The organism is Flavobacterium chuncheonense (assembly GCF_042686145.1).
Taxonomy (GTDB): Bacteria; Bacteroidota; Bacteroidia; order Flavobacteriales; family Flavobacteriaceae; genus Flavobacterium; species Flavobacterium chuncheonense.
Window position 1 is genome coordinate 258,870 of sequence record NZ_JBHUPC010000006.1, and the last position, 25,024, is coordinate 283,893.

Below are 25,024 nucleotides of genomic sequence, written 5' to 3' on the forward strand. Positions count from 1 at the left end.
TAATTTTATTAAAAGATAAAAACTGTACTTACCTGTTACACACAGATAAATATTTGAAAAGTAAAAACGTAACACGTTCTTACAAAAAATAAATGTTAGGCTATTTTAGGAGGCAACCAAATTGAAGTTACCAAATTGGATTTGAATGATTTATTATAAAAAAACTTTTTCTTACCAGAAATTAAGGTTCTTACCAATTGAATTTGAAAATAAGCAAACGAAATTGCAAACAGCACATTTGTTGCATATTCAAATGTTTTGAAAGGCAAATTTTGATGTTCTTTTTGATTGTTTTCAAAATTCTTTGAATAATGTAGTTTTAGAAATTCAACAAAAGAAATTGAGCTTGAAGCTGTTTCTTTTTGATGTTCTTTATAGTGTTCCATTAAGTTAGGAACTTTAAGCAACTGCCCTATTGATGTGTTGGCACACAAAAATATAGTTATCAAAAGAAAAGCAATTACTTTTTTCATTTATCGAGTTTGAAATAGTTAATTTCTACTAAAAGAAATATTTTCAAAGTTACTTTGGTTGTTTTACAAATTTAGAGTAAAAAATCATAAAATAATCTTAAAATCTACTAAGGATTACTAGTTTTAAAAATCAATTTTTAATTGTTTTTGAGCATAATTCTTTGTTATTAGATTTTAAATAATGAATTACTCACGTGCTCTATATGAGGATTTGGATTATATCCAAAACAAGAGCAGTTTTAATTGAAACTAATTCAAAATCTATTTTGGATAATGAACACATTTGTTTTATGAAGAAGTAGAACGCGAAAAAATAGATAATAAACTATTGAATGCTACAACTGCCTACTATCAAACAGCAGCTTATATGTTACAAAACCACCAGTACCAGCAATTAAACTAATCCGTTGTATTTGCGTGTAAACCATTCAAGTGATAAAAAGAAAATTACAATGCCTATTAACCATTTCCAATCAATTAAAGGGGATTTTTCAACAATCTCCTTTTGGATTGGGATATATTTTTTATCATCTAATAATTTATTTACTAAATCATTAACTTGATTTGGATAATATACTGCTCCATCAGTTATAGCAGCCAATTGCTCTAAACGTTCTTTATCAGGATTCACAAATTGTTGCTCCATTTCAAAATCTAAAACTTCAAAATTTCCAGCAACCTTAGCTTTGGATTTACTTTCGGTTACCAAATACGAATAATTCCCTTTTTCCAAACCATCAAAATTAACCTGAAACTCATTTCCTTTAATTAAGAAATTATAGGTTTTACTTGCTTTAGTATCACTATTAGTCACTATTATGCTTAATTCGGCTTGGGTATCAAACTCATAGTTTTTGTTGAAATATTGTGCCGATATCACGATAGGTTGTCCAGAATTATAGAAACGTTCAGCGGTAACCATTAAGTTTTTCTTGTCTGAATTTGAAGCTAAATATTGGACTGTTTTATCCATAAAAATATCAAAATCTTCAAATGACTTCTTATTCAAATAGGTTTCCATACGCCATTTCCAAAGGTTTTCTCCAAATAAATAAGCGGTTCTGCATTTACCCTCTTCTAAAAAAGTTAATAAAGGACTTTCCAACGCTACATTTCGAATTCTAGCATTTAAAAGAGGTGTATTGTTCTTTAAAGCGGTTATCGTTCCAAATTTATTTTCAAGCGGTGGAAAACTTTCAAAACCAATATTTTGAATTGAAAAAGTGGTAAAATTTGAATTGAAATCAGCCAAATAATCTTCTTTTTGTGCACTCATTTTAAAAGAAAAATCATTTTGTAATTGATTTAAAGCATTAAAATCTGTAGAGAGTCCGGTTATTATAAAACTGTTCTTTTGTGCTTTTTTAGCATTCTCTATTAAAGATTTAAATCCACTATTGGGTTGATAAAAGATTATTACATTGAAAGCGTCTAATGATTTTACTTCAGATGGTTTAAATATGCTTACTTTGCGTTGTTTGTTAGTTTCTATACTTCTTTTAATAGCACTAATATCAGGGTGAGTAATATCTGAAATAATGGCAATTTCACTGCGTTGATCCATTACTTCAATGGCAAATTGTTTAGCATTGTTTTTGGTATTCTTTTCGTTGATTGAAGTTGAAAGTATTGCAGTGTATTTTTTTAAGCCAACAGTATTTGCATCTAATACTATTAATAGCGATTGTGCTTTTTTATCCTTTGAAAAAGTAATATTTTGTTTAGAAACAGTTTGTTTCCCTTCTTGAATGCTTAGTGTAGCGGTTGACGTTTGTTTTCCGTTGTATTGTACAAATAATTCAACTGGAAACTTATTTTTTAAAAATGCGTATTTGTTGGCATTTACTTTATTGATTTTAAAGTCTAATACAGTAGTGGTATCACCTAAGACTATGGGAAATACAGGTGTGTTTTCTTTAAAACTGTATACATAATCATTCCCTACTGTTTGATTTCCATCAGTCAATAAAACAACGGGGTAATCTTGATTACGATTGAATTGTTGCAACGATTTTGCTACATTATCAATATGCGTTTGATTGCCTTTAAAATTTAAAGTATCCAAACTTTTAAGTTCGGTATCAAATTGAAAATACTGAACATTGTATTTTTCTTGAATTTTGGAATTTATTTTTATTTTCTCTACTAATTCTTCTACAGTTTCCTTAGGTACAAAACCAGCAATAGAACTGGAATTGTCGATTACAACCGGTAATGGCGTTTTTACAATTTCTAAAGATTTGGTTTTAACTACAGGATTGATAAGTAAAAGCAAAAGTGTAAAAAGTGTCCCAAAACGCAAAAAAGCCAAAAACAAATTCAATTTTGAATTGCTTTTGGCTTTGTATAAATATTGAAAAAATGAGACAGAAGCTGCTATTATAAGAGCTATCGATATAAGCAAAATAGTGCTACTGGTCATGTTATTATATTTGCAATTTATATTGTAATTGTAAAAATAAGGTTTTCTTTACAATCTGCAATAATAATTTATTGCAATTACGTTAACATACCCCCATCTACATTAATTACTTGTCCTGTTACATATGCACTCATGTCTGAAGCAAGGAATACACAAACATTAGCTACATCTTCTGGAGAACCTCCTCTTTTCAAAGGAATGCTTTCTCTCCATCCTTTAACTACATCTTCATTTAATTTTGCAGTCATTTCCGTTTCAATAAAACCAGGAGCAATAGCATTACAACGGATGTTACGAGAACCTAATTCCAATGCAATTGATTTTGTGAAACCAATCATACCTGCTTTAGAAGCTGCATAGTTTGCTTGTCCAGCATTACCTTTAACTCCTACTACACTACTCATGTTGATAATTGATCCTGCTCTGTTTTTAAGCATTGTTTTTTGAACTGCTTTAGTCATGTTGAAAACAGATTTCAAGTTGATTTCAATTACTTTATCGAAATCTTCTTCAGACATACGCATTAACAAATTATCTTTCGTAATTCCAGCATTATTGATTAAAACATCAACTGTTCCAAAATCAGCTAAAACGTCAGCAACCAATTGTTCTGCTTCATTAAAATCAGCTGCATTTGATTTGTATCCTTTGGCTTTAATTCCCATTGCTGTTAATTCATTTTCCAATGCCAAAGCAGACTCAGCAGAAGAACTATATGTAAACGCTACATTAGCACCTTGTTCCGCAAAAACTTTTGCAATTCCACTACCTATTCCACGGCTAGCACCTGTAATTATTGCTACCTTACCTTGAAGTAATTTCATAATTAATATATCCGTTAGTTTGTTTTTAAAATAAAGCCCCAAATATAGGAATAATTTGATGCATTATAAAAATGTTATTTTGCTTTCGTGTACAATTTATATATCTAGTTAGATTTAAACAAGAACTGAAAAGACACGAATGTTTTAAAATAAAAAAACCCTTTATCTTAGATGAAGGGTTTTTTTAATATTATCTAGAGTTTAGAGATTATCCTAAAACTTCTTTAACTTTTTTACCAATTTCAGCTGGAGAATCTACAACGTGAATACCGTTTTCTCTCATGATGCGTTTTTTAGCTTCAGCTGTATCATCAGCACCACCTACGATAGCACCAGCGTGACCCATTGTTCTTCCTTTAGGTGCAGTTTCTCCTGCAATGAAACCAACAACTGGCTTACGGTTTCCGTCAGCTTTAACCCAACGAGCAGCATCAGCCTCTAATTGACCTCCAATTTCACCAATCATGATGATACACTCAGTTTCTGGATCGTTCATTAATAATTCAACCGCTTCTTTAGTAGTAGTACCTATGATTGGGTCTCCACCAATACCGATAGCTGTAGTGATACCAAAACCTTGACGTACAACTTGGTCAGCAGCTTCATATGTTAAAGTTCCAGATTTAGAAACGATACCTACTTTACCTTTTTTGAAAACAAAACCTGGCATAATACCAACTTTAGCTTCTTCTGGAGTAATTACACCTGGACAGTTAGGTCCTACTAAACGACAATCCTTACCTTGAATGTAGTCGTAAGCTTTAATCATATCAGCAACCGGAATACCTTCAGTAATACAAATAATTACTTTGATACCTGCTTCAGCAGCTTCCATAATAGCATCTGCAGCAAATGCTGGTGGAACGAAAATGATAGATGTATCAGCACCTGCTTGTTCAACAGCTTCTTTAACTGTATTGAAAACTGGTTTATCTAAGTGTGTAGTTCCTCCTTTACCTGGAGTAACACCACCTACAACATTTGTTCCATATTCAATCATTTGAGAAGCGTGAAAAGTTCCTTCGCTACCTGTAAAACCTTGAACGATTATTTTTGAATTTTTATTTACTAAAACACTCATGATATGATTATTTTGTTATTTTTTAAAATGTGTGATGCAAAAGTAAGTTTTTTAAGAAAAAACAAGAACTTTTTTATCGTTTATTTTTGCAATTTTATGCGGGTTGACTTATTTGATAACCTTTGTATAATTTGTCGCCAGAAAACTCCCAAATAACTACCATTTTGGCAATTGGCATTTCTTCTTTTGGATTTTCAATTGTACTTACAAAATGAGTGTATTTTAAAACGACTTTGTTTTCCTCTTCGATTAAATTAGAAATTATCACTTTTGAAGATTCAAAATTTTGCTTTAAATTTTCGGCTAAGTTTAAAATATCAGCTTTAGAATAATTTAATTTTCCTTCTGAGCTATCCCATTCCAATTGTACATCATCGTGAAGAATCTCTTGAAGTTGATTCGTATCACGTAAACCATCTGAAAGATAAAAATGTTCAATTTTCTTTTTGTACGACATGTTATTACTTTAATTTATTCAACAATTCTGGAATACGTTTGATGTTAGCTAGCTGCTTTAATTTTTCACGTGATTCTTCAATAGGTGTTCCAAAATAGGTTTTACCGCCTTCAATAGACTTAGTTACCCCCGTTTGTCCCATAACTACAGCCTTCTCTCCAATAGTAATTCCACTTGTAGTACCTACTTGTCCCCATAAGGTAACTTCATCTTCTATCACAACACAGCCAGCAACACCCGTTTGAGCTGCAATTAAGCAACGTTTACCAATTACAGTGTCATGCCCGACATGTACCTGATTATCGAGTTTAGTTCCCTCTCCGATAGTGGTATCACCTGTTACCCCTTTGTCGATAGAACATAAAGCCCCTATTCCAACATTGTCTTCAATTACTACTCTACCACCAGATAACAATTGGTCAAAACCTTCTGGGCGCTTTTTATAATAAAAAGCATCTGCTCCTAAAATTGAACCCGAGTGTATAATTACATTATTACCGATAACTGTATTATCATAAATGGTAACATTTGCATGAATCAAACAGTTTTTACCAATCGTTACATTGTGACCAATAAAACAATTGGGTTGAATAACCGTTTCTTCCCCTATTATAGCAGTATCTGATATCGAAGCAGAAGCCGCTGTAAAAGGCTTGAAATGTTTCGTTAATTTATTAAAATCTCGAAAAGGGTCATCTGAAACTAATAATGCTTTTCCCTCTGGACACTCAACTTCTTTATTAATTAAAACAATAGTGGCCGCAGATTGTAATGCTTTATCATAGTATTTCGGATGGTCTACAAAAACGATATCTCCAGGTTCTACAACATGAATTTCATTCATCCCTTGAACTGGAAAATCATCAGCACCAATAAATTTTGAATTTATTAATGCTGCTATTTCTTTTAAAGTATGTGTTCTGTTGAATTTCATAAAAAAACCCCATTAAATGGGGTAATGAATTAAACGCGCTCCATGTATTTACCAGAAGCTGTATCAATTTTAATTTTATCACCTTCGTTGATGAACAAAGGTACATTTACTGTAGCTCCTGTTTCCACTGTAGCAGGTTTTGTAGCATTAGTCGCTGTATTTCCTTTAACTCCTGGCTCTGTATATGTAACTTCTAAAATTACAGAAGCTGCCATATCAACTGATAAAGGTAAATCTGTTTCAGTGTTGATTTGAATCATTACATTTTCTCCTTCTTTTAATAAATCTGGAGCATCTAAAACGTCTCTGTTTAATGTAATTTGTTCAAAAGTTTCGTTGTTCATAAAGTGGAAATCATTTCCTTCCGCATATAAATATTGGAATGTGTGCGTTTCAACACGCACTACATCAATTTTATGTCCTGCTGAAAAAGTATTATCCAAAACTTTTCCATTTGTTAATGATTTTAATTTTGTTCTTACAAAAGCAGGACCTTTTCCTGGCTTAACGTGTAAGAATTCAATAATTTTATAAATATCGTGGTTGTATTTAATACATAAACCGTTTCTAATATCTGCTGTACTTGCCATTTTATTTAGTATAACTTTAATTTAATTCTTATTATTAATATATTCCTGAGTAACCTTTCATTACCCCACGTGAAGAACTTCTAATGAATTGGATAATTTCATCACGTTCTGGAGTAGCCTCCATTTCTGCTTCAATAATACCTAACGCTTGTGTAGTATTGTAATTTTTTTGATATAAGATTCTGTAAATATCTTGAATTTCTCTGATTTTTTCTGTTGTAAAACCACGTCTTCTTAAACCTACAGAATTGATTCCTACATATGATAAAGGTTCTTTTGCTGCTTTAGTAAATGGTGGAACATCTTTACGAACTAAAGATCCTCCAGAAATCATTGCGTGATCACCAATATGAATAAATTGATGAACAGCGGCTAAACCTCCAATAATAGCATAATCACCTACAATTACGTGGCCTGCTAAAGCAACTCCGTTTACAATAATGGCATTATCACCAATGTGACAATCGTGCGCAATGTGCGCCGTGGCCATAATTAAACAGTTTTTACCAATTTTTGTTTGTCCCGATGCAATGGTTCCTCTATTGATTGTAACACATTCTCTAACTGTGGTATTGTCGCCAATAATTGCTAAAGAATCTTCTCCCCCAAATTTTAAATCTTGTGGTACAGCTGCAATTACAGCTCCTGGGAAAATATTACAATTTTTACCTATACGAGCGCCTTCCATGATGGTTACATTGGAACCGATCCAAGTTCCCTCTCCAATTTCAACATTATTGTGAATAGTAGTAAAAGGATCGATAACAACATTACGTGCTATTTTTGCTCCTGGATGTACATATGCTAGTGGTTGATTCATAATCGAATTGTATTCGGTTTATTATTTTGCTTTTACTATTTGCGCCATTAATTCTGCTTCCGTAACTAATTTACCATTAGCATAAGCATAAGCTTGCATGTGGCAAATTCCTCTTCGGATTGGTGAAATCAAATCACACTTGAAAACTAATGTGTCTCCTGGTAAAACTTTGTTTTTGAATTTTACGTTGTCTATTTTCATGAAATAGGTCAAATAATTCTCTGGATCTGGAACAGAACTCAAAATTAAAATCCCTCCTGTTTGTGCCATTGCTTCAACAATTAAAACACCTGGCATTACTGGTGCTCCAGGGAAATGACCTACGAAGAAATCTTCATTCATGGTAACATTTTTCAATCCTACAACATGAGAATCTGACATTTCTAAAATTTTATCCACTAATAAAAATGGTGGACGGTGTGGCAACATGGTCATAATTTTGGTTACGTCCATTAAAGGTTCCTTATTTAAATCGTAAGTAGGAACTTGGTTGCGCTCTTCAATTTTTATAATCTTAGCCATTTTTTTAGCAAATTGTGTGTTTACAAAATGGCCTGGTTTGTTGGCAATGACTTTTCCTTTGATACGACGTCCGATTAAAGCTAAATCACCCACAACATCTAATAATTTGTGACGTGCCGCTTCATTTGGATAGTGTAAGGTAAGGTTGTCTAAAATACCATTTGGTTTAACTGATATTTCATCTTTTCCAAAGGCTTTCTTTAAATTTTCCATTGTTTCAGCAGAAATTTCTTTATCTACATAAACAATAGCATTGTTTAAATCGCCACCTTTAATTAACCCATGGTTTAATAAGGCTTCTAATTCATGTAAAAAACTGAATGTTCTACAATTTGAAATTTCTGTTTTGAATTCGTTCAAAGATTTCATAGTAGCGTTTTGTGTACCTAAAACTTTAGTACCAAAATCGACCATTGCTGTAACACAGTAATCTTCATGCGGTATTACCGTAATTTCACTTCCTGTTGTTTCGTCTAAATACGAAATAACTTCTTTAACTACAAACTCAATACGCTCAGCATTTTGCTCAACTATACCTGTATTTTCAATCGCTTCAACAAAAAACTTTGAAGAACCATCCATAATTGGTAATTCAGAAGCGTTTAATTCAATTATTATGTTATCAAGGTCACATCCTACTAACGCTGCTAAAACGTGCTCAGGAGTTTGAATCTTTACTCCATTCTTTTCTAAGTTGGTCCCTCTTTGGGTATTTACTACGTAATTAGCATCTGCTTCAATTATAGGTTCTCCTTCTAAATCAACACGAACAAAGGTAAATCCATTGTTTTCTGGTGCTGGTTTAAGAGTCATCTTAACTTCTTGTCCGGTGTGTAATCCTACACCTGTTAAAGAGATTTCACTAGCAATAGTTGTTTGCTTAGCCATTATTATTATAATTAAATGTTATTATTCTTCTTTTTTAATTGTTCAACTTCCGTAACAATTTTTGGTAAATTTTTAAAATGTATAAATGATTTCGCAAAATCGGTGTAGCCAAATGCTGGCGAACCTTGTACAACATCATTGTCTTTTAAATTCTTACTAATTCCTGATTGTGCTTGTATTTTTACATTATCACCTATAGTAAGATGTCCTGCAAAACCTACTTGACCTCCAATTACACAGTTTTTACCAATTTTAGTAGAACCTGCAATACCGGTTTGGGCAGCAATTACAGTATTTTCACCAATTTCCACATTATGAGCAATTTGAATTTGATTGTCCAACTTAACCCCTTTTCGAATTACAGTTGAACCCAATGTAGCTCTATCAATTGTAGTACAAGCCCCTACTTCAACATTATCTTCTAGAATAACATTTCCAATTTGAGGCACTTTTTTGTACGAACCGTCTTCTTGTGGTGCAAAACCAAAACCATCTGAACCGATAATCGTTCCGGAATGAATGGTACAATTATCGCCAATTACCGTTTCCGAATACACTCTAGCACCTGCGAAAAACACACAGTTATCCCCTATGGTTACATTGTCACCAATGAAACTGTTGGGATATATTTTTACATTTTCTCCTATTACTACATTTTTACCAATGTAACAGAAACTCCCTAAATACAGGTTTTCACCATAGGTTACATTTTCTGAAATTACTGATGGTTGTTCAATACCCGATTTCATTAATTTTACTTGATTGTAATATTCAAGCAATTTTGAAAAAGCCTGGTACGCATCTTCAACACGTATTAATGTAGTGGTAATTTGTTGATCGGCAACAAAACTATTGTTGACAATTGTAACGGTTGCCTTTGTAGAATATATGTAATTGTTGTATTTTGGATTGGCTAAAAAAGTCAGCGAACCTTCAGATCCTTCTTCTATTTTAGACAATTTAAAAACTTCAGCATTAGGATTTCCTACTACTTCACCTTCTAAAATACCTGCAATTTGCTCTGCTGTAAATTTCATTTAAATAATTTAAATTAGTCCTAATTGCCTAGGAAAAAACGCTCCACTGCTGTCCAATAACTTGACTCCTTTTCATTTTGACAAAAATATAAAATAAAATTAAATACTTATGCATCTAAAATTACTTTTGGAAAACATATGAAATATTTAGTAACAGGTTTTGATAAGGCTTTTAAGTGCAACTGATCGGATGCTTCAACTACATCTTCTATGCTGCCATCCTTTTTCAAAATCCAAATAGAATCTCCTTGTTTGTTGTATGCCTGGTTTTTAATTTTTCCTTTGAAAACAAAGTATTCCATATCTTTTTCTGGTAAAGCATGCTTTTTAGCAAATGCTTCTTTATAAGGTATCAATAACTCTCGAGTAGGTTTTTCATCCACCATTCTGATTTTCAACAAATCACGGTGAATGATCATTTTACACAAAGATGATAACACAAAATCATCCTGAAATTGCCACGCTTTTATAGCACTTAATAAATCATAATCGTCTAATTGTGCGAAAGTATCCAAAATACCACTCGTGAAATCTTCAAATGTTACTTTGTTTTGTAAAAAGTATTGCAACGGTTTACTAGCTTCCAATACAACACCTTTTTGCGTTAATTCTTTGGCACGCTTTAAAATCTTAGTCAGCGTAACTTCAGCCACCACCGATGTTTTGTGCAAATAAGTTTGCCAATACATCAAACGACGGGCTACTAGAAATTTCTCAACCGAATAGATTCCTTTTTCTTCAATCACCAACACATCGTTCTGCACGTTCATCATTTGAATCAAACGTTCGCTGTTGATGTTGCCTTCCGCTACACCACTGTAAAAACTGTCGCGTTTTAAGTAATCCATACGGTCCATATCCAATTGACTTGAAATCAATTGCAGCATAAATTTACGATGGTATTCCCCTTTAAATACTTGTATTGCCAACGCCAAGTGTCCGTTAAACTCTTTATTCAACTGTTCCATAAATAGTAACGACAAGGCTTCATGATGCACCTCTTCTACTATACTGTGTTCCATAGCATGGCTGAAAGGACCGTGACCAATATCATGCAATAAAATAGCAATGTATAAGGCATTTTCTTCCGCTTGGGAAATATCCACCCCTTTAAAACGCAAGGTTTGCACTGCTTTTTGCATAATGTGCATACAACCTAATGCATGATGAAAACGGGTATGATGCGCTCCTGGATAGACCAAATACGACATCCCCATTTGTGATATGCGACGCAAACGTTGAAAATAAGGATGTTGGACTAAATCGTAAATTAAAGTATTCGGAATGGTTATAAAACCATAAATAGGATCGTTAAATATTTTGAGTTTATTTGTTTGGCTCACAGTATTTGTTTTGCTAACAAATGTAATTAATTTTAAATTGGATAACAATGGCTCATGTTTTCCAATTTAAAGTACCCGAAAAGATTAAAATTTAAAAATAAAAAAGCAGGAGGTTACTCCTGCTTAAAAAACTCTTGAGATCAAGTTTTATGATAAATTGGGTTCGCAAATGTAACCAACTTACCATGAACTCCTTTACAGATAATCTGCCGTTTTTGTTAAAATTTCAGTTTAACAAGTAAGTAACAATAAACAGCACAAAATAAGCATTATTAAAGCTTTTACTTTTCATGCACTCCTCATGCATTATCCATGCTTTATCTATGCTTTATCCATACACTATCTGTACACCCTGAATTACCCTAAAATAAATGTACCAATAACCCCATAAAAAAACACCTCCAAAAGACCGAAACTTCGTTTCTCCTCTTACTATCAAATCTTAGGGAGGGAATTCCACGTACAACTTCAGATTCCAAAACTTACGGAGCTGTCCCGAAGTTAAATTTCCTATTCACCACATTTCTAAAACGGCCTAGTGTTTCGTAGGCGAATGTTGCCTGCTTGAAATAAGCGTAACACGAGCGAAGCGAACTGGCGAAGCAAATATAAAAAGCTGTCTGAGCGAAGCGAGTTCTTTTTATTTAGCTTATGAAAGTATAGGTAACCGCAGAGAAATACAGCCTTGAATTTTTTGTTTCTTTTTGTTTCAAGACAAAAAGAAAAAGATTATTCTATTACCAATTTATGCCTCCAAACCCCACCATCACTACCTAAAACCTGTACCGCATACACCCCAGGCGCCATAGCCCTAGTCTCAAATTGCAACGAAGTCTCAGCTGCAACCAATTCACGCTCCAAAACTACTCTCCCCGAAAGATCTATTATCTGCAACTGTGCAGCAGTTTCCAATTGGTAATCCAAGGTAACCATCCCTTTGGAAGGATTAGGATACAAACGAATAGACGTTTCCTCAAAAAGCATTGTCCCTAAGGCAGGACACGCTTGTGATGCAAATTTGGTTATAAAGAAATCACTATTGCCTCCATAGCTATAATAACTTGTACCATTAGTATCCGTTAAATCATACCCCATAAAACCTCCTAATATAATATCTCCGTTGTTGTCTTGTATAATTTTGGTAAAACCATCATCAAAACCGTTTCCCCCTATTAAGCGGTGTAAACCATTGCAGTTACCTGTTGAGGGATCAAAAGTTGCAAGTAAAGAATCAAAATCATTGTTTGGGCCGGGACCTGTAATTGTTTGTGTTCCCCAACTAAAAGTGGATTGATTAACCGCTCCTACAAAATATATTTGATTAGGTGTATAATAGATGTCATTTTCTCCTTTAGCAGAGCCTGGACTATGATTTGATACCCAATAATAACTAGTCATTGTAGGATTACATTTCATAATAAAAGATGCAAACCCAGTATTGGTACCTGGCAAACTCCAGCCTAAAAAACTATTAGTAAGAGCAGTATAGTTAACTGAAACACCAGTTACATATATATTATTTTGTATATCAAAATTAAGTGATTGAAAATTCATAGAAGTACCTGTAGTTTCTCTATGCCATAAATACTGTCCTAGATTGTTAAAGCAGATAATTTTAGGTAAATTGGGAGATAGGGTGTTACTACCAGCTGTTACTGTTATATTAGCGGTATTAAAGTACACCACATAATAATTACCATTATTAGGATTACGGTACCAACGAAGTTCGCCTGTTGGATAGTTTGAAAATTGTAAATCAAACGGTGTGGCGCTGATAAAAGTACCATTGGTGTCATACTTTAATACATAATACAGAAATGTTGCCGTAGTATTGGTGTTAGTAAATGCACCATTTTCATAACTACCTGGTGCTAATTGCACTATCCAGTGAATGACGTCGTTCACCATATAAAAGTTACGCATAATTCTTATGTGTTGCGTAGCTGTAATCGTTAGCGGGTCATGTGGAAAATGTATCCATTGGAAGACACCATTATTGTTGAATTTTGCTAAAAAAATTTGTAAACAAGAGTTAAAGGTGGTATTGAAGGTATAATCAATATTTGTATTATCACCTATACGCGGTATGGAATAAAATGGATCACTCCCGTCATTATTGCTACATTGGGTTACCCTTCCTGATATATATACATTGTTTTGACTATCTATTTGAATTCCAGATGGATAATCGAACCCCCCTCCCCCGAAAACTTTGTGCCAACGATATGTGCCATCGCAAGCATAACTTATTAGAATAAAATCAGTTCTATTTGGGTTTTGTTCAAAGGTGTTTACAGCTATAGGTGGATTGTTGTTTACTTCTACACCACTCATTGCGATTACGGATAGGACATAAATATTTCTGTTGCTATCGGTTGCCATATCAATAACTTGTTCTTTATCCCAAAAACTCGAGCCATTGACAATATTGTTTCCTCCACCATTTTGCAACCATTGAAAACCTTGTCCTTGTAATGTTAAAGTACCTAAGCACAGCACCAGAAGTAGTAAAATTCTTTTCATATGTTTTAATTTAATATAGCACCAAAAACACCGTATAGCGCTTTATGTTGTATTCAAATATAAAATAATATTTCAATAAATACTTACAATTTTATTGCACATATGTCGGTTATAGAGTTATAAAGCAACAATATACAAGCAAGTAATCCTTTATCTGCAGTAGTTTAAAATACCTCACAAACTGCATTGAGGCAAAAGCGATGCTCTAAAAAAATAATTTTATTGTAAAAATTTTATACTAATTTTAAGGCAAAGCTCGTTGAAGTTATAGTAACTTGCACATAAAATTTAGAAAACACTTTATTCCAGTAAATCGATGAATAAAATAAAAATACTTTGGGTTGATGATGAAATCGACTTGTTAAAACCACATATCTTATTTTTAGAAAAGAAAAACTACGAGGTTACCACCTGTAACAACGGTCAAGACGCCATCGATCTGTTTGATGCGAACAATTTTGATGTGGTTTTTTTAGATGAAAATATGCCTGGTTTGAGTGGTTTGGAAACCCTACAAGAACTCAAAGAACGCAAATCATCGGTTCCGGTAATAATGATTACCAAAAGTGAAGAGGAATACATCATGGAGGAAGCAATCGGTTCTAAAATTGCCGATTATTTGATCAAGCCGGTAAATCCCCACCAAATATTATTGAGTTTAAAGAAAAACTTAGACCATTCGCGTTTGGTTTCTGAAAAAACTACGCTAGATTACCAAAAAGAATTCCGAAAAATAGCCATGGAAATGGCGATGGTGAATTCCTATGAAGACTGGGTAGAGTTGTATAAAAAGTTGGTGTACTGGGAAATGGAGCTTGAAACCATTGAAGACCAAAGCATGGTAGAGATTTTGGAAAGTCAGAAAATTGAAGCCAATATGCAGTTTGGTAAGTTCATTGAACGTAATTACGAAGATTGGATTCAAGATCCTGATGATGCTCCGGTATTATCGCATCGTGTTTTTGGACAATATGTAGCGCCTGAAATTCGCAAAAAAGACAAGCCTATTTTATTTGTTGTTATTGACAACTTGCGTTACGATCAGTGGAAAGCCTTTGAAAGTACCGTAGCTACCTATTATAAAACCGTAAAAGAAACCAGCTACTACTCTATTTTACCTACGGCTACGCAGTATGCACGAAATGCTATTTTTTCGGGTTTAACGCCTTTGGAAATGGAGAAAAAATTCCCGCAATATTGGAAAAATGATATTGACGAAGGTGGTAAAAACTTGTATGAGGGAGAATTTTTAACCGAGCAGTTAAAACGTTTGGGATTGAACATCAAGCAAGAATACTATAAAATTACCAATTTCAAAGACGGAAAGAAATTAGCTGAAAACTTTAAATCATTAAAAGATAACGATTTAACGACAATCGTCTATAATTTTGTTGACATGCTATCGCATGCCAAAACCGAAATGGATGTCGTAAAAGAATTGGCTGCCGATGATAAAGCCTATCGTTCGCTAACGGTGAGTTGGTTTAAAAATTCGCCTTTATTGGAAATCATTCAGCAAGCGCAACGTCTAGGTTTTAAATTGATTATTACTACCGATCACGGAACGATCAATTGTAAAAATCCTTCGAAAGTTATCGGAGATAAAAATACCAGCTTGAACTTACGCTATAAAACGGGACGTAGTTTAACTTATGAAGATAAAGATGTATATGCGGTTAAAGATCCAAAACGCATTGGATTACCCGCTTTAACCATGAGTAGTTCTTTTATTTTTGCAAAAAATGATTTATTTTTAGCCTACGTGAATAATTTCAACCATTATGTAAGTTATTATCGTAATACGTATCAACATGGTGGTGTTTCATTGGAAGAAATGATTATTCCTTTTGTAATTTTGGAACCAAAATAATAGCCTTTTCAAACTTCTTTTTAAATACAGTATATGCAGATAACATTCGGCTTAGATGAATTGCAGCAGGTTGCACAACAAATTCTTGCCACACCACACTTGAAAAAAGTAATCACTTTTCATGCTGAAATGGGCGTTGGTAAAACTACTTTAATCAAGGAATTGGTACGTCAATTGGGTGTAAACGATCACTCGAGTAGTCCTACTTTTTCATTGGTAAACGAATACCGTACCGATAAAGGGGAAGCTGTTTACCATTTTGACTTGTACCGTTTGAAAAGTGAAGAAGAAGCGTATGATATGGGCATTGACGAATACTTCTATTCGGGCGATTGGTGTTTTATTGAATGGCCTGATAAAACCCCGAATTTAATTCCTATAGACCACGCAACTATCTCAATTACACAAACTAAGGATGGGTTACGTGTACTAGAGCTTAAGAACTAGTATTCACGATTTTAACTCAAAAATTCTTATTTCTTTTATGCTAAATCTGTTTCCTGTTATGAAAAAAAGTATTAAATTGGCGCAACTTTACATGCTTTAGTTATGTCGATATACAGTCCGTTTTCAAAAATGCAGTTGCTTCCACAGGAGGAGAAATTGGAAATTAAAAGAGCAAAGAGTGAATTGTTCATTGGAGTACCCAAAGAGACCGCTTATCAAGAGCGTCGTATTTGTTTAACTCCAGATGCTGTAAATTCCCTTACAAGCCACGGACATCGGGTTATGATTGAAGCGGGTGCTGGAGAAAGCTCTAGTTATTCTGATAAGGATTATAGTGATGCAGGTGCCGAAATAACTAACGATACCAAAAAGGTCTTTAGTTGCCCAATTATTTTAAAAGTAGAACCTGCTACCCTACCTGAAATTGAATTGATGAATCCTCAAACCATCATCATTTCTGCTATCCAATTGAAAACACAACGCAAAGCTTATTTTGAAGCTTTGGCAGGAAAACGTATAACAGCACTAGCTTTTGAATTTATAAAAGATGAAGACGGTTCTTACCCTGCTGTAAAATCACTTTCTGAAATTGCGGGTATTGCTTCTGTTCATATTGCTGCCGAGTTGATGATCAATCAAAGTATAGGTAAAGGACTTTTATTTGGTAATATTACAGGTGTTCCACCTACAGAAGTAGTGATATTAGGAGCTGGAACCGTAGCAGAATATGCAGCCCGTACCGCCCTAGGAATTGGTGCCAATGTAAAAGTATTCGACAATTCGATTACCAAATTACGTCGCTTACAGAATACTTTAAACCAACGCATTTTTACTTCAACAATACAAGAAAAAGGGTTATTAAAAGCCTTACGCCGTTGCGATGTGGCCATTGGAGCCATGCGTGGTAAAAACCGTACTCCTATTGTTGTTACCGAAACGATGGTCGAGCACATGAAAAAAGGAGCTGTAATTGTTGACGTGAGTATTGATACTGGGGGTTGTTTTGAAACTTCAGAAGTAACCACACATGAAAAACCTATTTTCATTAAAAATAATGTGATTCATTATTGTGTACCGAATATTCCTTCGCGTTATTCTAAAACCGCTTCTATGTCAATTAGTAACATTATCTCCCCTTTCTTATTGCAAATTGCAGAAGATGGCGGTATTGAAAGTGCTATTCGTTGTAATCGTGGTTTGAAAAATGGTATTTATTTTTACCATGGTTTATTAACGAATAAATCCATTGCGGATTGGTTTAATTTGGAATACCGCGACATCAATCTTATCGTATTTTAATTTTATTTGCTTGCATTCCTTACTAAAACGACTCTATCACTTCATTTGAAGTGCTCGTTTGTTGTTAAACCTTTCGAACTATAATGCTAAATCTTATATTTCTGCTAAATTTGCACAAATTTATTTGACATGAAATTCAAGCATCGTTTAGCTTATTATCTATTTGGCGCCTTATTGGGCGGTTTTTTTGTAATTTATTTTCTTGGTGCAAAAGCCGATTCAAAAGGGGTTGAGTTTTGTTACCTGCCAAATTGTAGGGTTTTAAAAGAATTACGCAGTAAATCATTAGAATATTCTCCTGAAGCGAAAGCTACATTGGAGCAAAATTGGGTCAATCTTGACGATATTAAGAAAACCATGCAGTATGGTGATGTCGATTTTTCAAAAAGTAATACGGCGTACAAATCGGGTAAGGTTTATGTGATAGCAGGTAAAAATTCTGACAATGAAGCAATTACCGTAACCATGATTAATTATAGCAATAAAGTGATATTGGATAAGATTGAAAAAAGATAATTTTTTTTTAAAAAACGCTTGCAGATACAGATAATGCGTGTATATTTGCACTCGCAATACGGAAGTAAGCATTACTAAAGTTTGCAACCCGAATTCGGGCGATTAGCTCAGCTGGTTCAGAGCACCTCGTTTACACCGAGGGGGTCGGGGGTTCGAACCCCTCATCGCCCACAACGTATCTCAGGATACTTTTTATTGAATACCTTTAAAACATTAATTTGTTTTAAAATCCGAAAGGGCGATTAGCTCAGCTGGTTCAGAGCACCTCGTTTACACCGAGGGGGTCGGGGGTTCGAACCCCTCATCGCCCACAACGTATTTCAGGATACTATTTATTGCATACCTTAAAACATTAATTTGTTTTAAAACCCGAAAGGGCGATTAGCTCAGCTGGTTCAGAGCACCTCGTTTACACCGAGGGGGTCGGGGGTTCGAACCCCTCATCGCCCACAAAATAAAACACTTTTTAAAAGTGTTTTTCTTTTTTATACCCTTTTGTAAAAATTGTTTTGAAATCCCCAATAAAACAGTTTAACCCAAACCTGCTAATTTCCGGAATAATTATATTAAAGTTTTAATTAGCTTTTGTATTTTACAATTCTATTAACCAAAACAACCTATTACCATGACTATCGGAATTTTAGACGATCATGAATTATTAGCAGAATTATTAAAAGACAATTTAAGTCGTAAACTGACGCATTCAAAAATTCACATTTTTAATTCCGCCTCTGCCCTATTTACTTTTTTGGAAAATAACAGATTAGATTTTCTGTTTTTAGACTTTTACATCAATCAAGAAAATGGTTTAACCGTTTTAAAAGCATGTAGAAAAGATTATTCTAATGAAGATTTAAAAATCATCATGCTTAGTTCTTGTATCGAGCCTAAAATTATTTCGGACACTTTTAAAGCCGGAGCAAATGGCTATGCCTGTAAGAATGATGCGGTAGACGAAATTATTGATTTATTTAATGAAGTCAATCAATCTCCGAATAAGACCAAAGTAAGCCCAAGAATATCCGATGTATTATTAGAACATACACTGTCTGGTTCTGCTATTTCATTGTCGCCTCGTGAAGACGAACTTTTACAGTTAATCTGCAAAGCTAAAACCGCAAAAGAAATAGCGTATGAACTTGATTTAAGTTTGAATACCATTCATTATTACACTAAACGCTTGATGAATAAAATGGGTGTTAATCGAACACCTGATTTGATTTTAAAAGCCATTGAAAAAGGGTATTATAACATTCACTAAGCCGCAAGTGGCAATCTCACTTTGACTTTGAATCCCTTTGGTAGTTTTTCGGTTTCAAATTTACCCGATAAGGCTTCAATTTGAACTTTTAAACTTGTTAGTCCGATTCCTTTTGATTTATTTTTAGTTTTAATTGGATTGCCGTCATTTGAGATATCCACTTGCAATATTTGATCTTTAATTTCAAAAGCAATGGTGTAATTTAAAGAATCGGTATGCTTGATGGTATTTGATAAGGTTTCCTTAATAAGCGGTAGCAAACTTTCCGAAATGGCTTTGTTATCAAAACTTTGAATGCTATTTTGCACCGCTTCATCCATTAGAATTGAAACATTCAACAAATTGGATTCGCTTAACCTTACCTTTATATTTTCCAGATATTTTAAAAGGTTTTGTGCCACTTCCTCTGTCTTTGAATTTGTCAATACATGTGAAAAGTTTCGTGCTTCTTCGTAAATTTCTTCAACCTCACGTACTAAACCCTCAAAAAACTCCAAATTTGGGTTCGCGTTTTCTTCTTTTAGTGTGGCTATTTGTTTTTTTAATTTATGCTGTAGCACTAAATTTCTAGACAACAAATTATTATGAATGTTTACACCAATTTTAGTACGTTCCTTATATATTAATTGTTCCGCATCTTTCAATGACTGTTGTATAAAATCATTACGCTCTTGCAATTGTTTTTCAGATTCTAATTTTTTTATTTTTAACTGCCTGTTGAAATACATTAGGACTGTAAAAACGACTAAAACCAAAACTATAAGAAGCGCTATTTGCAACTGATACCGTGTGTTTTTTATTGAAGCTTCTGTTTTTAAATTTTGAATTTCAATTTCGTTTTCACGTGCTTTATACTTGTTTTCAGCAACTAAAATCTCACCTTTATACTTATGATTATTTTCAAAAGTCACACTGTTTGTGTAGTTTTCTAGGTAATTATATGCTTTTTCAAAATCATTATTTTCCTTGTAATGTTTGTAAATTTTTTCATACACCACACTTTCGAAATACGTATTAATTCCGTTTGGAAGATTTTCTAAAATTTGAATTGCTTTGGCTTCTTCTTTATTTTTTAAGCATAGCAAAACGGCCAAGGTTTTATAATTTGCATCAATAATATCCCATTTTCGTTTTGGATAGTCAATGTTATCCGCTATTTCAAATTCCGTTTGCGCTAAGTTTAAATTACCTTTAAAATAGTTCAAATATGCTTTCTGTAGGTGCCATTTTGAAAGCCATTCAGGATTCAACTCCTTTGAGAAATTTTCATCCAAAGCCTTTTCGACTTGAGATAATAATCGATCATCTTCTGAATTTTGCAGGTAATTTAATAAAGTGTTTTCCACTATTAAATCAGGAAAAGCGTATATAAAGTAATTTTTAAAGTATGCTGAATTTTTATCCACTGCTTTGTAAGCCTGATTGAAATAAAAATTACTCTCATCAAACTGATACGTTAATTTGTACAAATGCCCCAAACAACTGTAAATATTGATAAAAAAATGCTTGTATTTGATTTTCGGATATAAATTTAATGCTTCATTACAAGTGTAAACCGCTTCAGAATATTTTTCACCACTTATATAGGCCGCAGCTTTAATTGCGTAATAATTGATAATGTGCCTTTCGTAGCCTTTAATACTATTTCCAATATAATTTTTAAGCGTATCACCATATTGAACAACTGGAATTAAATCTTCAAAATTATTTCTAGAAAAAGTCATTAAGGTATAATACGCACTTATTGATTCTTCTCTTGTTAATTTTGATTTATCAAATTTTTCCAGTTGATTAAATAATTGTAAAAACTCTTGATTGTGTTCAACCAACGTAACGGCTGTAGCATCCATAATAGAACAGAGTTCATTCAATTTGACGTGATTCAAATCCTTTGGCCGAAGTGTATCATTTAAATCATTTACCAATGCCTTACTTATGTGAAATTGAGCGAACACATTAGTAGCTATAAAAAGGGTGAAAATTAAAAATTGGAACTTGCGATTTGTTGTTTTTTTCATGTGGTTAATAGTGTTTCAAATAGCATTACTACATTAAAATTAATGTAGTTTCATACCTCTACATTTGTTGCTCTTTTCTACTCATTTTCTTTTTATAAAGATGATTTTTGCATAATAGATTTAGTTTTTCCACAAAGAACTATAATTGAAAATATGATTTTTCATATTTGTTTTACAACCTACTTTTTTCGTAATATAATTAACAAAACCATTTTCAATTAAACTAAACAGCTTGTTAACCATGCTTTTATACAAAACTCACTATTCAATGATAAATAAATCAATTATCCATTTAAAGCGTCATGTTATTACTATTTCAAGCTTCATTTATAATGTTGAGCTGCTCAAAAATAACAAAAAACATCAATTTCAAACATTTCTTTAAAATTACAGTCTTTAGTTTGAAATACTACATAAAGTTGTGATTCAAATAAATATCATGCCTAAATAATAAGCTTATTCCGTATAAAAAGCTTATGCAATCTAAAATAATCTCCAAATGTCTATTAAAAATTACGTGTTATTAATTCTTATTCTATTCAATTTAAAGCTATCGGCCCAATATAAAATGATAACGACAAATCATCCAACTGATAATAATTCTTTAGTTGATGTAATCGCTTTTTATGAAAAAGTAGCACAAAAAGAGAATATTGATAGCAGTGTTTATGAAAAACTAGGAGACAGCTACTATTTTAAAGCACATTACAAAAAGGCCATCTATTGGTATTCCCATCTATTTTCTGACACGAATTATGAAAATACCGAAATTATTTACCGTTATGCTCAATCCTTAAAATTCACTGGAAATTACAAAAAAGCTGAATCCTATTTTGAGTGGTTTTCCCAACTGGTTCCTGAGGATATGAGAGCCAATCCAAATACCGAAAATGAAAATTATCTTGATAGAATTGCTAAAAATTCTAATAGAGCTACTTTGAATGGTATTAATACAAATTCAAATACAGACACTTTTGGTGGATTTGTACATAATTCTGATTTTATTTTTACTTCAAAAGACCACCAAAACAGCAATAACAATCGAACAAAAACTCTTTATCAAGCACAATTCGATTCAATAGGTGTTTTAAGCACTATAACACCTCTTTTAGAAAAAAACAATACCACTTATAATGAATCTTCTGCCGTTATTACTAAAGATGGTAAAACCCTCTATTTTTGTGCAAACGATAAAAAAACAAAAGAAGGTAACGAAGTCGTATTGAAAATTTATCGTGCCATTTATAATGGCAAAAAATGGACAAAAATTCAAGAGTTACCTTTTAACAGTGATAGCTACAACTGTGCGCACCCTGCTTTGAGTCCGGATGAACAAACACTCTATTTTGCATCGGACATGCCAGGTGGATATGGAAGTTCTGATATTTATAAAGTTTCTATTAATCCAAATAAAATCTTTGGTAAACCTGAAAATTTGGGCAAAAACATTAATACCTATGCCCGTGAAACCTTTCCGTTTATTTCGGCCAATAATATTTTATATTTTGCTTCTGATGGGCATTTGGGACTAGGAAAACTTGACATATTTGCTGTAAAAACAAAAAATCTGCAATCTGGAGAGATTATAAATATTGGAAAACCCTTTAATTCTGAATACGATGATTTTGCTTTTTCAAATTATGATACAATCGGATTTGTTTCTTCTAATCGCAATAAAGCAGACAAAATCTATTCTTTTAAAGAAAACGTACCATTAGTCCTAAGTTGCAACAATACTTTAATTGGTACAATCACAGAGGCAAATTCATACGCTGTGGTATATAAAGCACAAGTTCTTTTATTGGACGAAAAAATGAACGAAATTGATCAGACAACATCTAATAGTGATGGAACCTATCTGTTTAAAAATATAAACTGCGCAAATAAATATTTTATACGTGTTTTAACGGATAATTATCTGCCTTATGAAAATGCTCTTTTTTCTTTATCACAAAAGGGTGATGCTATTTATGACATAAGACTTGCTCCACTTGTAATTTCTGTTCAGGATTTTGCAAAAAATTATGCTACTGAAAATATCTATTTTGCAGTAAACCAATGGCAAATTACAGACAAGGCTGAAAAACAATTGAATATTCTACTCACACTCTTAGAAGAATATCCTTGGTTGAATATAACGATAAAATCACATTGCGACAGTAGAGCTTCAAACGATTACAATATGCTGTTGTCTTCAAAAAGAGCACAAGCAACAATTAATTGGTTACTTAAAAAAGGAATTAGTCGCTCGCGATTATCAGGAAAAGGGTATGGAGAAACGCTGCTTATTAACCAATGTTCCAACGCTGTTCGTTGCTCAGAAGCGGAACATCAAGCGAATAGAAGAAGTGAATTTACCATAATTGACTAACTTATTTACTCGTTTGCCCTATGTAAAGTTTAACTTTACACCTGAAAAACCCCGCAATGCGGGGTTTTCTGTTTTAAAAAAGTCCTTTTACAAAAGCTCTTTATTATAATTTTCTTCTTTTTCTTTCTTTTTTAATCAAATCCAGTTCTCTACTGGTTTGTCCGGCTACAGAAGTGTTTTCTTCTGCTCTACGAATTAAATACGGCATAACATCACGCACCGGTCCAAAAGGAAGGTATTTCGCTACGTTGTAACCTACAGCCGCTAAGTTGTAACTGATATTATCACTCATACCATACAATTGACCGAAAAATATTCGAGAATCATTTTTTGCAATATTTTTCTCTTGCATTAATTCCATTAAGCGATACGAACTATTTTCATTGTGTGTTCCTGCAAAAATGGCCATTTTATCCAAATGTTCCACCATGTAAAGCACCGCTGCATCATAATTTTCATCGGTAGCTTGCTTGCTAACACAAATTGGTGATTTGTATCCTTTTTCTTGTGCTCTAGCATTTTCCTTTTCCATGTAAGCACCACGAACCAATTTCATTCCTATATAGAAACCTTCCGCTTTTGCAATCTCGTGTAACTTTTTCAAATAGTCTAATCTGTCCCAACGGTACATTTGAAGCGTATTGAATATCAAAGCTTTTTCTTTATTGTATTTACGCATCATATCTGTTACCAAATCATCTGCAGCATCTTGCATCCAACTTTCTTCACCATCAATCAATAACGCCACATCTTTTTGATGAGCAATACGACAAATCGTATCAAAACGTTCCACTACTCTATCCCATTCGTTTTGTTCCTCAGCATTTAATGTTGCACCTTCGCCTATCTTTTGATACAAAGCGAAACGTCCAAGGCCCGTAGGTTTAAAAACCGCAAACGGAATAGCCATACGTTCTTTGGCAAAATCAACCGTTTTCAACGTCATTTCCAAAGCAGCATCAAATTGTGCTTCTTCTTCTTTCCCTTCAACAGAATAATCCAAAACCGAAGAAACCCCTTTTGTAAACATTTTATCTACCACAGACAAGCAATCATTCTCGTTTACACCGCCACAAAAGTGATCAAAAACTGTAGAACGAATTAAACCTTCAACTGGTAAATGCGCTTTCAAAGCAAAATTTGTTACCGCAGTACCAATTCGTACAAGTGGTTCTCTTTCAATTAATTTAAATAAAAAATAAGCTCTTTCAAGCTCTGTATCACTTTTTAAAGCAAAAGCTACCTCAGTATTTTGGAATAAATTTCTCATGATGTGTGTCATAATTTGCCTTGCAAATATAATCTACCTTTACCAATTTTAAATAAAA

20 protein-coding genes and 3 tRNA genes are annotated in these 25,024 nt (G+C 33.2%); 9 read left to right on the forward strand and 14 right to left on the reverse strand.

The features are described from left to right. Positions 1 to 95 precede the first annotated feature (95 nt). The 12 genes from ACFS5J_RS01420 to ACFS5J_RS01475 all read right to left on the reverse strand — a co-directional run bounded on the left by ACFS5J_RS01420 (position 96) and on the right by ACFS5J_RS01475 (position 13,914). Positions 96 to 473, reverse strand: a complete 378-nt coding sequence (locus ACFS5J_RS01420) for a hypothetical protein (RefSeq protein WP_379810146.1) — start codon at positions 471 to 473, stop codon at positions 96 to 98. Between the two features lie 394 nt (positions 474 to 867). Next, complete coding sequence (locus tag ACFS5J_RS01425) at positions 868 to 2,784, reverse strand: hypothetical protein (RefSeq protein WP_379810147.1); 1,917 nt, start codon at positions 2,782 to 2,784, stop codon at positions 868 to 870. A 188-nt stretch (positions 2,785 to 2,972) separates the two neighbouring features. Next, positions 2,973 to 3,719, reverse strand: coding sequence for a 3-oxoacyl-[acyl-carrier-protein] reductase (gene fabG, locus ACFS5J_RS01430; protein ID WP_379810148.1), 747 nt, complete (start codon positions 3,717 to 3,719; stop codon positions 2,973 to 2,975). 208 nt (positions 3,720 to 3,927) lie between these two features. Further along, positions 3,928 to 4,800 (reverse strand): succinate--CoA ligase subunit alpha, encoded by an 873-nt coding sequence (gene sucD, locus ACFS5J_RS01435; protein WP_379810150.1) that lies wholly within the window; start codon positions 4,798 to 4,800, stop codon positions 3,928 to 3,930. A 94-nt stretch (positions 4,801 to 4,894) separates the two neighbouring features. Beyond that, a complete protein-coding gene (locus ACFS5J_RS01440) occupies positions 4,895 to 5,257 on the reverse strand; it encodes a nuclear transport factor 2 family protein (RefSeq protein WP_379810152.1) in 363 nt (120 codons plus the stop codon). Between the two features lie 4 nt (positions 5,258 to 5,261). Next, the gene (locus ACFS5J_RS01445; RefSeq protein ID WP_379810153.1) at positions 5,262 to 6,191 is read right to left on the reverse strand and encodes a UDP-3-O-(3-hydroxymyristoyl)glucosamine N-acyltransferase; all 930 of its coding nucleotides are present in this window, start codon (positions 6,189 to 6,191) and stop codon (positions 5,262 to 5,264) included. A 29-nt stretch (positions 6,192 to 6,220) separates the two neighbouring features. Then, positions 6,221 to 6,781 (reverse strand): elongation factor P, encoded by a 561-nt coding sequence (gene efp / locus ACFS5J_RS01450; RefSeq protein WP_379810154.1) that lies wholly within the window; start codon positions 6,779 to 6,781, stop codon positions 6,221 to 6,223. A 34-nt stretch (positions 6,782 to 6,815) separates the two neighbouring features. Continuing rightward, complete coding sequence (gene lpxA / locus ACFS5J_RS01455) at positions 6,816 to 7,601, reverse strand: acyl-ACP--UDP-N-acetylglucosamine O-acyltransferase (protein ID WP_379810155.1); 786 nt, start codon at positions 7,599 to 7,601, stop codon at positions 6,816 to 6,818. A gap of 21 nt (positions 7,602 to 7,622) precedes the next feature. Then, on the reverse strand, positions 7,623 to 9,011 hold the full coding sequence (locus tag ACFS5J_RS01460) for a bifunctional UDP-3-O-[3-hydroxymyristoyl] N-acetylglucosamine deacetylase/3-hydroxyacyl-ACP dehydratase (protein WP_379810156.1): 1,389 nt from the start codon (positions 9,009 to 9,011) through the stop codon (positions 7,623 to 7,625). Positions 9,012 to 9,022: 11 nt separating this feature from the next. After that, positions 9,023 to 10,048: a UDP-3-O-(3-hydroxymyristoyl)glucosamine N-acyltransferase gene (lpxD, locus tag ACFS5J_RS01465; RefSeq protein WP_379810157.1), complete on the reverse strand. Its 1,026-nt coding sequence runs from the start codon at positions 10,046 to 10,048 to the stop codon at positions 9,023 to 9,025. Positions 10,049 to 10,155: 107 nt separating this feature from the next. Further along, complete coding sequence (locus tag ACFS5J_RS01470; RefSeq protein WP_379810159.1) at positions 10,156 to 11,391, reverse strand: HD domain-containing protein; 1,236 nt, start codon at positions 11,389 to 11,391, stop codon at positions 10,156 to 10,158. A 729-nt stretch (positions 11,392 to 12,120) separates the two neighbouring features. After that, positions 12,121 to 13,914, reverse strand: coding sequence for a T9SS type A sorting domain-containing protein (locus tag ACFS5J_RS01475; protein WP_379810160.1), 1,794 nt, complete (start codon positions 13,912 to 13,914; stop codon positions 12,121 to 12,123). A gap of 316 nt (positions 13,915 to 14,230) precedes the next feature. Here ACFS5J_RS01475 and porX point away from each other — a divergent pair, with 316 nt between their 5' ends. The 8 genes from porX (at position 14,231) to ACFS5J_RS01515 (ending at position 19,307) form a co-directional block, all read left to right on the forward strand. Continuing rightward, a complete protein-coding gene (gene porX / locus ACFS5J_RS01480; RefSeq protein ID WP_379810161.1) occupies positions 14,231 to 15,784 on the forward strand; it encodes a T9SS response regulator signal transducer PorX in 1,554 nt (517 codons plus the stop codon). Between the two features lie 33 nt (positions 15,785 to 15,817). Then, positions 15,818 to 16,231 (forward strand): tRNA (adenosine(37)-N6)-threonylcarbamoyltransferase complex ATPase subunit type 1 TsaE, encoded by a 414-nt coding sequence (gene tsaE / locus ACFS5J_RS01485; protein ID WP_379810162.1) that lies wholly within the window; start codon positions 15,818 to 15,820, stop codon positions 16,229 to 16,231. Positions 16,232 to 16,333: 102 nt separating this feature from the next. Further along, positions 16,334 to 17,530 carry an alanine dehydrogenase gene (locus ACFS5J_RS01490; protein WP_379810163.1) on the forward strand — a complete coding sequence of 399 codons (1,197 nt, stop codon included), beginning with the start codon at positions 16,334 to 16,336 and terminating at the stop codon, positions 17,528 to 17,530. Between the two features lie 129 nt (positions 17,531 to 17,659). Continuing rightward, positions 17,660 to 18,046: a DUF4258 domain-containing protein gene (locus tag ACFS5J_RS01495; protein ID WP_379810164.1), complete on the forward strand. Its 387-nt coding sequence runs from the start codon at positions 17,660 to 17,662 to the stop codon at positions 18,044 to 18,046. A 96-nt stretch (positions 18,047 to 18,142) separates the two neighbouring features. Beyond that, positions 18,143 to 18,217: transfer RNA gene (locus tag ACFS5J_RS01500), tRNA-Val, on the forward strand. A 65-nt stretch (positions 18,218 to 18,282) separates the two neighbouring features. Next, a tRNA-Val gene (locus tag ACFS5J_RS01505) sits at positions 18,283 to 18,357 on the forward strand. 64 nt (positions 18,358 to 18,421) lie between these two features. After that, positions 18,422 to 18,496 (forward strand) — tRNA-Val (locus tag ACFS5J_RS01510). A 175-nt stretch (positions 18,497 to 18,671) separates the two neighbouring features. Then, the gene (locus ACFS5J_RS01515) at positions 18,672 to 19,307 is read left to right on the forward strand and encodes a LuxR C-terminal-related transcriptional regulator (RefSeq protein WP_379810165.1); all 636 of its coding nucleotides are present in this window, start codon (positions 18,672 to 18,674) and stop codon (positions 19,305 to 19,307) included. On the opposite strand, the gene ACFS5J_RS01520 is transcribed toward ACFS5J_RS01515, so the two are convergent. Further along, positions 19,304 to 21,325 carry a sensor histidine kinase gene (locus tag ACFS5J_RS01520; protein ID WP_379810166.1) on the reverse strand — a complete coding sequence of 674 codons (2,022 nt, stop codon included), beginning with the start codon at positions 21,323 to 21,325 and terminating at the stop codon, positions 19,304 to 19,306. The two genes, ACFS5J_RS01515 and ACFS5J_RS01520, sit on opposite strands and share 4 nt — an antisense overlap. A gap of 568 nt (positions 21,326 to 21,893) precedes the next feature. Here ACFS5J_RS01520 and ACFS5J_RS01525 point away from each other — a divergent pair. Then, positions 21,894 to 23,696: an OmpA family protein gene (locus ACFS5J_RS01525; protein WP_379810167.1), complete on the forward strand. Its 1,803-nt coding sequence runs from the start codon at positions 21,894 to 21,896 to the stop codon at positions 23,694 to 23,696. A 103-nt stretch (positions 23,697 to 23,799) separates the two neighbouring features. On the opposite strand, the gene ACFS5J_RS01530 is transcribed toward ACFS5J_RS01525, so the two are convergent. Beyond that, complete coding sequence (locus tag ACFS5J_RS01530) at positions 23,800 to 24,966, reverse strand: proline dehydrogenase family protein (RefSeq protein WP_379810168.1); 1,167 nt, start codon at positions 24,964 to 24,966, stop codon at positions 23,800 to 23,802. Between the last annotated feature and the right edge of the window lie 58 nt (positions 24,967 to 25,024).

Coding starts and splice junctions, on each gene's coding strand:
- ACFS5J_RS01420 (WP_379810146.1), bottom strand. CDS start 473: ATGAAAAAAGTAATTGCTTTTCTTTTGATAACTATATTTTTGTGTGCC.
- fabG (WP_379810148.1), bottom strand. CDS start 3,719: ATGAAATTACTTCAAGGTAAGGTAGCAATAATTACAGGTGCTAGCCGT.
- sucD (WP_379810150.1), bottom strand. CDS start 4,800: ATGAGTGTTTTAGTAAATAAAAATTCAAAAATAATCGTTCAAGGTTTT.
- ACFS5J_RS01440 (WP_379810152.1), bottom strand. CDS start 5,257: ATGTCGTACAAAAAGAAAATTGAACATTTTTATCTTTCAGATGGTTTA.
- ACFS5J_RS01445 (WP_379810153.1), bottom strand. CDS start 6,191: ATGAAATTCAACAGAACACATACTTTAAAAGAAATAGCAGCATTAATA.
- efp (WP_379810154.1), bottom strand. CDS start 6,781: ATGGCAAGTACAGCAGATATTAGAAACGGTTTATGTATTAAATACAAC.
- lpxA (WP_379810155.1), bottom strand. CDS start 7,601: ATGAATCAACCACTAGCATATGTACATCCAGGAGCAAAAATAGCACGT.
- ACFS5J_RS01460 (WP_379810156.1), bottom strand. CDS start 9,011: ATGGCTAAGCAAACAACTATTGCTAGTGAAATCTCTTTAACAGGTGTA.
- lpxD (WP_379810157.1), bottom strand. CDS start 10,048: ATGAAATTTACAGCAGAGCAAATTGCAGGTATTTTAGAAGGTGAAGTA.
- ACFS5J_RS01475 (WP_379810160.1), bottom strand. CDS start 13,914: ATGAAAAGAATTTTACTACTTCTGGTGCTGTGCTTAGGTACTTTAACA.
- porX (WP_379810161.1), top strand. CDS start 14,231: ATGAATAAAATAAAAATACTTTGGGTTGATGATGAAATCGACTTGTTA.
- tsaE (WP_379810162.1), top strand. CDS start 15,818: ATGCAGATAACATTCGGCTTAGATGAATTGCAGCAGGTTGCACAACAA.
- ACFS5J_RS01490 (WP_379810163.1), top strand. CDS start 16,334: ATGTCGATATACAGTCCGTTTTCAAAAATGCAGTTGCTTCCACAGGAG.
- ACFS5J_RS01495 (WP_379810164.1), top strand. CDS start 17,660: ATGAAATTCAAGCATCGTTTAGCTTATTATCTATTTGGCGCCTTATTG.
- ACFS5J_RS01515 (WP_379810165.1), top strand. CDS start 18,672: ATGACTATCGGAATTTTAGACGATCATGAATTATTAGCAGAATTATTA.
- ACFS5J_RS01520 (WP_379810166.1), bottom strand. CDS start 21,325: ATGAAAAAAACAACAAATCGCAAGTTCCAATTTTTAATTTTCACCCTT.
- ACFS5J_RS01525 (WP_379810167.1), top strand. CDS start 21,894: ATGATAACGACAAATCATCCAACTGATAATAATTCTTTAGTTGATGTA.
- ACFS5J_RS01530 (WP_379810168.1), bottom strand. CDS start 24,966: ATGAGAAATTTATTCCAAAATACTGAGGTAGCTTTTGCTTTAAAAAGT.